Below are 10,321 nucleotides of genomic sequence, written 5' to 3'. Positions count from 1 at the left end.
CCGCGTTCCCGCGCCTGGTTCAGCGCCGGCAGCAGCATACCCGCCAGAATCGCGATGATCGCAATCACCACCAGAAGCTCTATCAACGTAAATGCCGCTTTTCTCGTTACCGGGTCATGGGTGGCAGGGGGCGTGTCCGCCGCCCCCCGCACCCCCTGCGTCCGGCAAGGTGCCGGTGCCGCGTACGGGGCGGAGTCGGACTCGGCTGCGGTCGGCCGATTGGTTGTTTGATGGTTGGTTGGTACGGGGAGAGACGCGCTCTTACGAGCCGCTTTCTCTCCCCCGAACCCCTCTCTTGTTCTGCCGAGCGCCAAGCTCTGTTGCGCGGCGGGAACGGGGCGGAACATGGGTTGTGCGTGAGCCGCTTTCTCGCCCTCGAACCCCTCTCTCGCTCTGCCGGGCGCGGAAACAGAGGAATGTCGCAAGTGGCAGGCATTCACCATCAAGAGCTCGATCAAGGTAAAAACTTTCTTCTGCATGACTGGAGACTCCTTTGTTTTCCGGGAACATTTTTATATTCTGTTATCGGTCGCCTTTGACAAGTTCAGGCTTGATGAAGATCTCACTGCTGTAACCGTTCCGCTCGGAATTGATCCGGCGCAGCAGGTGCAGGACCGCCATTTCTCCGACCTGTGCCATTTTGATGTCGATCGTGGCCGGGCGCGGCGAGAGGTAGCGCAGCAGCACTTCGTCGGCATTGCAGCCGATGCTGTCAAGTTCATCGACGGGAGTACCGCCGGCGCGCAGTTCGTTGCAGACCCCGAGCATGATGTCGTCGGCACAGAAGAAAGCACCAGTCACACCGGCCCCCTCCTGCCGGAAAGCATCTGCCAGTTCGCGATACCGGTCGATGTCGCCCCCCCGGCCGGAGGAGACGAATTCACGCACTTCCATTCCGAGTTCTTCGGCCCGTTTGCGGAAAGTCGGCACGCGGACGGTGAACGCCCCATGCGTCGGATCGGTGTTGAAGACCGCTGCTTTCCGGTGTCCCCGGCCGGCCAGATATTCCGCCGCGATCGCCCCGACCGCGCAGTTGTCATAGAGAATGTGGTCGAAACGGCGCTCTTCATCGCAGTGCTCCCGAAAACACCAGACGGCGGGAAGTTCCCCGAGTTTCCGGACGAGTTTCTCCTTCAGTCCCGGACGGTCATCCCGCCCGAATAGAATCACCCCGTCGCAGAAACGCGGATCAATGCAGCCGGGGATGTTGCCGGAACCGGGATCGAGGTGAGCGAGCAGCAGCGAAAGCTGCCGTTCAATCAGCGTGCGCTGAATGCTGCCGAGCAGCACGGGAAATGCAGGCATCTTGAGCATCTTCTCCGGCGCATAGTCGCCGAGAGAGAGAAAGGCGATCGTGCCGGTCTTGATCCCGACCCGTTCCGAAGTCTTCGGGCCGGGACGGCGGATGTCGGGCTGATAGTTGAGCCGGGTCGTCACCGCGCGGATTCTGCCCGCCGCATCGTGCGAAACCTTGTCGGGCTGATTGAAATAGCGCGACACGGTGCTGATGCTGACCCCGGCCTGTTTAGCAATCTCGACGATTGACATGTCAAAACTCCATACTTTGTTGTTCTGTTATATATTGTGACACAAAATCCGGGAAAAGTCAAGAGCAAAATGAAAAATAATTAAATAATTTTCATCGTTTTTCATCAACTCAAAAGATCGGCCTCCTGGTCATCTTCCCGCAAACAGAATCCAAAGAAACACCATTTACCTTGATAATGAATCGATTACCTGAATGACAATCTTCTTGAAACCATGAAAGCGGCGGCGATTCTCAACCATTCAAACACCATGTTTCCTGAAACCCGTGCAAATTCAGCATGAAAATTGAAAAATCATTTTTCAATCAGTTTTTTCATCTCATTTTTTTGAAACGCTCTGGGGAATGCGCTTGAATTTTCATAACAGCATGGTATATTTTTATTATAAGATATATTAATTTCACAATATGAAAATAGAACTATGATAAAAGTACTGGACAAAACATTTCTGATTCTGGAAAAACTGGCTTTGCAATCTCCGCGCCCATGTCGGATCGGAGAGCTGGCAGAGGAGTTCGGACTCAACAATGCGACTTGCGCGCGAATCTTGAAGGAACTGGTCGAGGCCGGATATGCGATCCATCTCTCGCGCCTGACCGGTTACACGGTCGGCCCGCGGTCGTGGACGTTTGCATCGCAGGTCCGATACCGGGAGAAGCTCATCGAGGCTGCCGAACCGGTGATCCGCCAGGCGGCAAGTGAACTCGAGGCCTCCGTTCTGCTTGCGGAGCGACAGGGGATGGAACGCTATATCCTGCTGCACCACAACGGATGCCGCAAACTGGACATCGTGCTGGGGAAACTCTCGTTTCACGATCTCTTCGACACCGCAACGGGATTGCTGCTGACTGCGTTTGCTCCGGAAAAAGAGCAAAAAATGCTGGTCGAACACTATTGGGGGAAAGAGTGCAATCTGCTCGATCCGGCCGGGGATCCGTCTGCACAACTTTCCGAACTGAAATCGACCGGACACTGTATCTTTGAAAAAACCGATCAGGGAATCATCGCCTGGCCGATCCGGCAGAACCGCGAAGTCACCGCGGTCCTCGGCGCCTCGGTGGCGGTCGGAGATTTCGTCGAACCGTATCGGAGCAGGCTGATCGCGGCGATCAGCCGCGCCGCACAACAAATCTCACAAACCATTTCCACCATTCAAACAGCGGGGTAAAACAATGACGGAAATCAAAGGAAAAATCGCACTGGTCACCGGCGGTTCGCAGGGAATCGGCCGGGCAATCGCGCTCGCACTTGCCGAAGCCGGCTGCCGGGTCATGGTCAACTGCGCCCACAACTCTGCCAACGCCGAACGGGTCGCAGCCGAGATTCGCGACAAAGGCGGCCTCGCCGATCCGCTGCTCTGCGACGTCTCGGACGAAAAGGCGGTCGAAGCGATGTTCGACTCTCTCGAGCCGCAGGGCGGCGCGGAGATTCTCATCAACAACGCCCGGCTCGACCCGTGGCTGAGGCGTCCCGGCATGAGCGAGGGCGAGTGGTTCGACCGGGTCATGGCGGTGAATCTCAAGGGGGCTTTCCTCTGTTCGGAAGCGTTTTTCCGCCGGGCAAAATCCCGGAAATGGGGGAGAATCGTGAACATCGCCTCGGTTCGCAGCTTCCGTCCGGCCGAGCCGAATATGATCGCCTACGGCGTTTCTAAACTCGGCATGCACGCGCTGACCCGGGCCTATGCGCACAACGGCGCGCCGTTCGGGATCACGGCCAACACAATCTGCCCCGGCATGGTCATCACGGAAAATATCGGGAAAAGACTGACTCCGGAAAAATATGCGGAAGAGTCCGCCGCAATCCCCCTCGGACGCGGCGCAACCAGCGAAGAAATCGCCGATGCCGTCATGTTCCCCATCCGCAACGGCTACGTGACCGGAGAAACCATCAACATCAACGGCGGCATGTACTACGCACCGTAAGGCATCAACCGGGAAAATCATCATGGACAATTATAAAAAAATCGGCGAGGTCCCGCCCGTCTCTGCCCGGGAGGCCGGCGACACGGTCTGGGGACTCGGGTTTGAAAAACTGGATCGGGCTGTTTTCGATCCGGAAAAAGCCTATGACAAGGTCGCTGAACTCGGAGTGCGCCATATCCGCATCCAGTCCGGCTGGGCCCGCTCCGAAAAAACCAAAGGCATTTACGAATTCGAGTGGCTCGACGAGATTGTCAATAACCTGATTCAGCGTGGTCTTGAACCATGGATTTGCCTCTGTTACGGGAATGGACTCTACGATGAAGCGGCCCGAAAAGTTTTTGGGGCAGTCGGTTGTCCGCCCATTCAGACGGAACAGCAGCGGCAGGCATGGAGCAATTACGTCACGGCACTGACGGCACACTACCGCGGCCAGGTCTCCCGATATGAGATCTGGAACGAACCGGACGGTCTCTGGTGCTGGAAACACGGCGTTTCCGGTGCTGAATACGGCGAATTCGCCAAAGCGACCGCCGCCGCAATTCGCAAAGGCGATCCGGATGCAGAGGTGATCGGAGGAGCTGTCTGCCTCTACAATTTCAGCTGGCTGACTGAAATGTTCGAGACCGGAGTTGCGGAAAGCCTTGACGCCATCAGCTATCACGCTTACCTCCCGGACGAATTCCGGGGAATCGCCAACGTCCGCAGTTTGAAATCTCTCTCGCTGCGTTACAATCCGAAGTTGCGTTTCATTCAGGGTGAGACAGGCACGCAATCCCGGGAAGGAGGTGCCGGAGCCCTGCACGAAGGCGCCTGGACGCCGGAGAAACAGGCGAAATTTCTGGCGAGAATGCTGCTCATCCACTTCGCGGAAGGGGTCGAAATCAACTCCTACTTCTCCTGTCTGGACATGATCGAGGCACTCAACGGCAAAGTGGGCGAAAAAGCAAGTTACCTGGACTACGGCTATTTCGGTGTACTCGGAGCCGAGTTCGACGCGGATGGCAGGTCGACAGGGGAATACCGTCCCAAACCAGCCTACCGGACCCTGCAGACCCTGGCTGCGATCTTCCGCGGAGAACTGATTGCCGAAGAGCTGCCGGTACGGCTCCTCTGCGACCAGCTTTCCCCCCGGCTTATGCGAAATGACGATTCGGAAAAGAACGAGCTCCTGACTTTCGGATACCGAAAAAAACAGGGAGCAGGATTCGTCTACTGGAAACCGGTCGAACTGCTGACCACCACCTATGCCTCGACCATTTCCCTGGAAATCGCAGGGGTGGAGGGGGAACCGCGTCTGGTCGATCTGCTGGACGGTACCATCTATGCGATTCCGGAATCCGCAATCGAAATCACCGGGAAAAACAGTCGCCGCTTCCTTCATTTGCCGCTCCGGGACTACCCCCTGCTGCTGAGTTTTGGAAACTTCATCGGATAATCACAAGGAACAATCAGTATGATGCAAGAAATCTTCCCGGTCGGCGCGACCTATGCGCCGCTGCCCAAAGCGACGGAAGTCGACCCGTCCGAATGGCCGCGTGATCTCGAAAACTTTGCGAAACTCGGACTCAACACGTTCCGGCTCTTCCTCTGCTGGGATCGGATCGAGCGTGAACCGGGGAAACGCGATTTCTCCCGCGTCGACCTCGCATTCGACCTGGCAGCCCGAAATCATCTGCGCGTGATCGTCAACGTCGGCGGAACTTTCACGAATCTGCAGGCGATCTACCCGCCACGCCATCTGGTTTACGATGAACACTGCACACTGCTCAAACCGAAACCGGATTCCGACGAGGAGCTCCGCTTCAACCGGTTCAAGCTCTGTTACGACGATCCGCGCTATCAGGAACTCGCCCGGGAATTTCTGCACGAGGCGATCGCCCGATACAAGGACCGGCCGGAACTTCTCGCCTGGTCCGGCTGGAACGAACCGCGCCTCGCGGAGTGTTTCTGCCGCCACACCGTCGCGCTTTACCGGAAATGGCTTGAACGCAAATACGGCGACCTCGAAACCCTCGCCAAAGCATGGAGCACCGAGTTCCCGGTCCGCTTCCGCACCTGGGAGGACGTCAATCCGCAACCGGAGGCAAGTTTTGAAGCGGGCGGATACGCGCCGTTTCTGGATTGGCAGAAATTTCTCGCAGAGAACCGCACCGCCAAATTCAACCTTGTGCGGAGCTGGATCCGCGAAGTCGATCCGGTCACACCGGTCATCTCCCATCTCTGCGGTCCATACGATGCGGATATTTTCGGCGAGGAAGAGATCCTCGGAACGAGCGTCTACACGATCCATGCACAGGGAAAAAGTTCCACGGGATTCACCCCTTACGAATTCGTCTCACGCCAGAATCTCACGTTCATCACCGAGGGACGGCGCCGGGAACGCCGCGACCCCGAGGGATTCTGGGTCGTTGAGACCGAAGCCGGACCGGTCAGCTGGGTGCACGATCTCGTGCCGCGGAGCTACTCGCCGCGACAGATGAATGCGCGCGATCTCTTTTACACGGCTCACGGCGCGCGCGCCATTCTGCGCTGGCTCTACCGCAGCCGGATCTCCGACGCGCAGGCGGGGGAATTCAACCTCGTCGGCTGGGACGGGCGGATCACGAAACGTGCGGAAGAGTTCGGTCGACTCGCCCGGTTCCTGCAGGAAAACACGACGATTTTCTCCACGCATACGGCGGAGTTTTCCGGAGTCGCAATCCTCGATCCGCGCGACTGCAACGCCATCGCGTTCGCCGAGGGTTACCGCGGGCGGTACAACGATGCCATCCTGAGACTCTACAACGCGCTGCTCCACATCGGGGTACGGGCCGAATTCCGCAATACGAGGCAGTTGCGCGAGGACGCCCTTGAGCTTGACGGCATCCGCGTGCTCTTCCTCCCGTTCCGTCCCTGCGTCGACCCGTGGATGGCGGAGAAGCTGCGCGCATTCGTCGAAGCCGGCGGCGTCGTGATCGCCGAGTCGCCGTTCGCCCTCAAAAATACAACCGGAATCCATTACGAGATCACCCCGGGACTCATGACCGACCTCTTCGGAGTCCAGGTGTTCGACCTCGAAAAGCTCAAGGAATCCACCTGCGGGGCGTTGCCGGCCTATGATTTCAAAGCCGTTGCCGAACCCAAAGGCGGGAACGTCGAAGCCACATTCGCAGACGGAACTCCGGCGATCATCACCAATCGGTACGGCAAAGGGGGAACCGTGCTCTATCTCTCGCAGGTATCGGCCGCCTACCAGATCGAAAAGCCGTTCTACCCGAACGACATACCGGTCATTTCATACGAGGATGGGCAGACGTTCCGGAACGAACTGTCGCGCCGACTCTCCGCCGCCGGAATCGCTCCCGGCTGGGAATTCGAGGAAATCGACCGGGAGGAGACCCGGAAATACCTGCAGATTTTCCGGCGAAACCTCCCGGACGGTCGCAAACTGCTCTTCGTGCTCAACATGGATGAGAACCCCCATTGTTTCTCATTGCATTTCCCTGGAATCGAACAGCTTGCAACTCTCGGCGCCTCTTCGGAGGAAGAGCGCCCCGCACTCGGAAGCCGGACAAGATTCGATCTCGCCCCCTGGGGATGGGCGGTACTCACCGGGGTCTCTGCCGGGGGAGACGGAAAATGAAGATCACGGCTGTCAAGACATTCCTTTGCAACTGCTATCGGACCAACTGGGTATTCGTGAAAGTCGAAACCGACACCGGTCCGTGCGGCTGGGGGGAAGCGACGCTCGAATATCGTGAACCGACCGTCGCCGCCGCGATTCACGATCTCGAGTCGTGGCTGCTCGGGAAAGACCCCGCCAACATCGAACTCTTCCGTCACGACTGCTACCGGGACGCCTACTGGCGCGGCGGCCCCGTGCTCATGAGCGCTCTCGCCGGCGTGGAGATCGCCCTCTGGGACATCAAGGGAAAAACGCTCGGCGTCCCCGTCTGGCAACTGCTCGGCGGCAAGGTGCGCGACGCGATTCCGGTCTATGTGAACGGCTGGTTCGCCCCCGCGAAAACGCCGGATGAGTTCGCGGAAAAAGCGGCGGCGATCCGCGATCTCGGCTATCCCGGCTGCAAGTGGGACCCGTTCGGAAAGGCCTGGCAGGAGCTCGGCAAACGCGAACTTGACCGGGCCATGGAATGCGTCCGCAAAGTCGCCGCGGCCGTCGGCAGTGACATGAAACTCATGATCGAGGGGCATGGCCGGTTCGATATACCGACCGCCGTCCGCATCGCGCAACGCCTCGAAGAGTTCGACATTCACTGGTTCGAGGAGCCCCTCCCCCCGGACGACCTGCCGGGTCTGCGCGAAGTCCGGGAACGCACGCGCGTTCCGCTCTCGGCCGGAGAGCGGCTTTACAACCGCTACGAGTTCCGGAGATTCTTCGAGCTCGGCTGCGCGGATTTTGTCCAGCCGGACGTTTCCCATGCCGGCGGACTGCTTGAAATGCGTTTTCTCGCCTCCGAGGCGGAAACGCGCCACCTCGGATTCTGTCCGCACAATCCCTCCGGCCCGGTCGCGAATGCGGCGACGCTGCAGCTTGCGGCATGCGTCCCGAATTTCCGGATTCTCGAGATGATGATGACGGACGTGCCCTACCGCGCGGAGATCTGCGACGAGCGGCTCACTCTGCGCAACGGCTGCATGGAGATTCCGAATCGGCCCGGCATCGGCGTCGAACTGGATGAACGCGAATTGCTCAAGCATCCGTTCATTCCGACCCAGCTGCGTCACTATCGCGGCGACCTCACCGACATCCGGCCCGTCGACGCGGTTCGTTACTACGAACTCGTTTGACCGTTGCAGACTTCGCACGAGGCGGCGGGGGAGGCTTTTATCGCTCCCCCGCCTCCCTTTCCCGGGCGGCGATCGGCCGTATCCGGGGATTGGGATGAAGTTTGATTTCGTCCGATCCGCTCAAAGAAATTCACTCGAGGTTCACGATCGGCCAGGCCGGATCTTCATCGCCGATGCCGAGGCCGGGCGCAACCGCGAGAAATCCCTCCCGCAAATCCCCGTCGTTGTCGTTGACGATCAGATTGAAACGGAATCCGTCCTTCGCGGTTTCCCGCGTCATGCCGATCGTGCGGAATGGGATTTCCACCCGGTAGGAGGTCAATTTCGCCGTTTCGTCGCGGCTCGTCTCCAGCCGGATTGACGGAACGGTACCGGAGAATCCCGCAGGACGACTCCAGCAGAACACCTCCGGCTTTCCATTGGCAAGCCGCGTGATCCCGAATTTCCAGAACGTTTTCTGATCGAGCAGACGCAACGCGAACTGCACATTGTCCCCCATCCAGACCGTACTTCCCCGGTGCGGCTGCACATGCCGGTCGTCACGCACATCGACTCGAAGCTCCAGCGTCTCCCCCCGGCGCCTGAGATACACGGTCGCACTGAGATCTTCCGGACCTTTCCAGTAAAGCGGCTCATTGCCGGGAGCGCTCTCCACAAAAGAGTGATACTGTCCGGCCTTGTCCAGCCGGAACAGCGGCTCGTCGTCCGAACGTTGATTCACCACAGGAAGCAGAATGGTCTCCGGCTCCAACCCGGCAGGAGTGACCGAAAAAAGAAACTCGGCCGGAGCGGTCGGAGTCGCCAGAAACTCCCGCGCAGCCGTCAACCGGAAACGCACCGTTTCTTTCTGCCCCGGAGAGAGAGTCACGTTTCGTTCAACCGGAGTAACCGTGATGTTTTCCGGCACCGCGGTCCGCAGCTCGAGAGTCAGCGGCTGTTTCAGCGGATTTGCGAGCGTCAGCGCAAACTCCTCCGTGCCGCCCGCGGGAATAACCAGCTGCCGCGGCATCGTCCCGGCGATGAGTTCGCCCCCGACCCGGATCTCCTCTTCCGGCACGGACGGCATCCGCAACGTGAACGGTTCTTCCCCGATTCGGAGACAGACCATCCCTCCCTGCGCGGGAAGAGGCTGTTCGTTTCCATAGAGATCGATCACGCGAGTCCCGGCCGGAACGCCGGAAAGCAGCACCGTCCGCGGCGCCCCCTCGTTCCAGAGCGCGAGCAGCCCCTCCCCGTTCGGATTTTCAAACAGGCAGCCGCAGGAGCCGGGAACGATCTCGAGCATTCGCAGAAATCTGCTCCCCTTGAACGTGTTCGCCAGCATATTGTAGGTCACATAGGCCGGCTTCGGCTCAAAATCTGCGGTGATGAGTCCGAAGTGCCGCTCATGGTGGCCGATCGGATAATAACTCTTCTCCCGCAGCAGATACCAGTTGTAACCCATCGCTCCGTTGGCCCAGGCATAGAGCAGTTTCTTGAACAGACTGGCCGATTGCCGGCATTCTCCGATCTGGGCGGAGGTCTCGGCGGTCTCGTTGGAATACCACGGACGGGGCGCATTCGGACCGATCAGATCCATCTTGCGCAGCACGTCGAGCTGGTTCGCATAGGTCTGAAAGGGGCCGTGCCCGTGGAACGCGAAGAGATCGAAATCCTTCCCGCCGTTGGCCAGCAGCATGTCAAGCAGCCCGTTGTTGTGTGTGGGGCGGCCGCTGCGGTTCGAGTTTGTCGAAGAGATTCCGCCGTTCATCACTTTCGCGTCCGGCGCGGCTTTCTTCACGGCTGCATATCCGGAATGCAGCAGCTCCATGTAGGATTCCGGCGCGAAATTCGCGAAGCTGACGAGATCGGGTTCGTTCCAGATTTCAAAATACCGGATCCGGTCTTTGTAACGATCCGCCACAGTTCCGGCGTATTTCGCGAAATCGCGGAAGTCGGGCAGTCCGGGACGTTTTTTCACATCGGGATTTTTCGGTTTATAATCGAGGTAATTTCAAAAGTTTTTAATTCGGCGGGATGAAAAAAGAGGCAGAAGGTTCATCTTAACTCTGGGACTATCAA

At 58.7% G+C, this 10,321-nt stretch carries 8 protein-coding genes; 5 read left to right on the top strand and 3 right to left on the bottom strand.

Annotation, left to right across the window (positions count from 1 at the left end; all coding sequences use genetic code 11):
• The coding region (locus Q0J85_RS14875; RefSeq protein WP_294483034.1) for a type II secretion system protein at positions 1–479 on the bottom strand (479 nt) is incomplete at its 3' end.
• A 43-nt stretch (positions 480–522) separates the two neighbouring features.
• Positions 523–1,548, bottom strand: a complete 1,026-nt coding sequence (locus Q0J85_RS14870) for a LacI family DNA-binding transcriptional regulator (protein ID WP_294483033.1) — start codon at positions 1,546–1,548, stop codon at positions 523–525.
• A gap of 420 nt (positions 1,549–1,968) precedes the next feature.
• Here Q0J85_RS14870 and Q0J85_RS14865 point away from each other — a divergent pair, with 420 nt between their 5' ends.
• The 5 genes from Q0J85_RS14865 to dgoD are packed head-to-tail and all read left to right on the top strand — an operon-like array spanning position 1,969 to position 8,260.
• Entirely contained in the window at positions 1,969–2,715 is a 747-nt protein-coding gene (locus Q0J85_RS14865; RefSeq protein WP_294483032.1) for a helix-turn-helix domain-containing protein, read from the top strand.
• Between the two features lie 4 nt (positions 2,716–2,719).
• On the top strand, positions 2,720–3,472 hold the full coding sequence (locus tag Q0J85_RS14860) for an SDR family NAD(P)-dependent oxidoreductase (protein ID WP_294483031.1): 753 nt from the start codon (positions 2,720–2,722) through the stop codon (positions 3,470–3,472).
• A gap of 22 nt (positions 3,473–3,494) precedes the next feature.
• Entirely contained in the window at positions 3,495–4,907 is a 1,413-nt protein-coding gene (locus Q0J85_RS14855) for a beta-galactosidase (protein WP_294483030.1), read from the top strand.
• An 18-nt stretch (positions 4,908–4,925) separates the two neighbouring features.
• On the top strand, positions 4,926–7,094 hold the full coding sequence (locus Q0J85_RS14850; protein ID WP_294483029.1) for a beta-galactosidase: 2,169 nt from the start codon (positions 4,926–4,928) through the stop codon (positions 7,092–7,094).
• On the top strand, positions 7,091–8,260 hold the full coding sequence (dgoD, locus tag Q0J85_RS14845) for a galactonate dehydratase (RefSeq protein WP_294483028.1): 1,170 nt from the start codon (positions 7,091–7,093) through the stop codon (positions 8,258–8,260). The genes Q0J85_RS14850 and dgoD overlap by 4 nt, the downstream gene beginning before the upstream one ends.
• A gap of 130 nt (positions 8,261–8,390) precedes the next feature.
• Here the strand turns inward: dgoD and Q0J85_RS14840 are convergent, their stop codons facing one another.
• On the bottom strand, positions 8,391–10,220 hold the full coding sequence (locus tag Q0J85_RS14840; protein ID WP_294483026.1) for a hypothetical protein: 1,830 nt from the start codon (positions 10,218–10,220) through the stop codon (positions 8,391–8,393).
• Positions 10,221–10,321 lie beyond the last annotated feature (101 nt).

It is taken from the genome of uncultured Victivallis sp. (genome assembly GCA_944389935.1).
Classification (GTDB): domain Bacteria; phylum Verrucomicrobiota; class Lentisphaeria; order Victivallales; family Victivallaceae; genus Victivallis.
The sequence above is the reverse complement of the archived record's forward strand: the minus strand, read 5'-3'. Positions and strand labels throughout refer to the sequence as shown.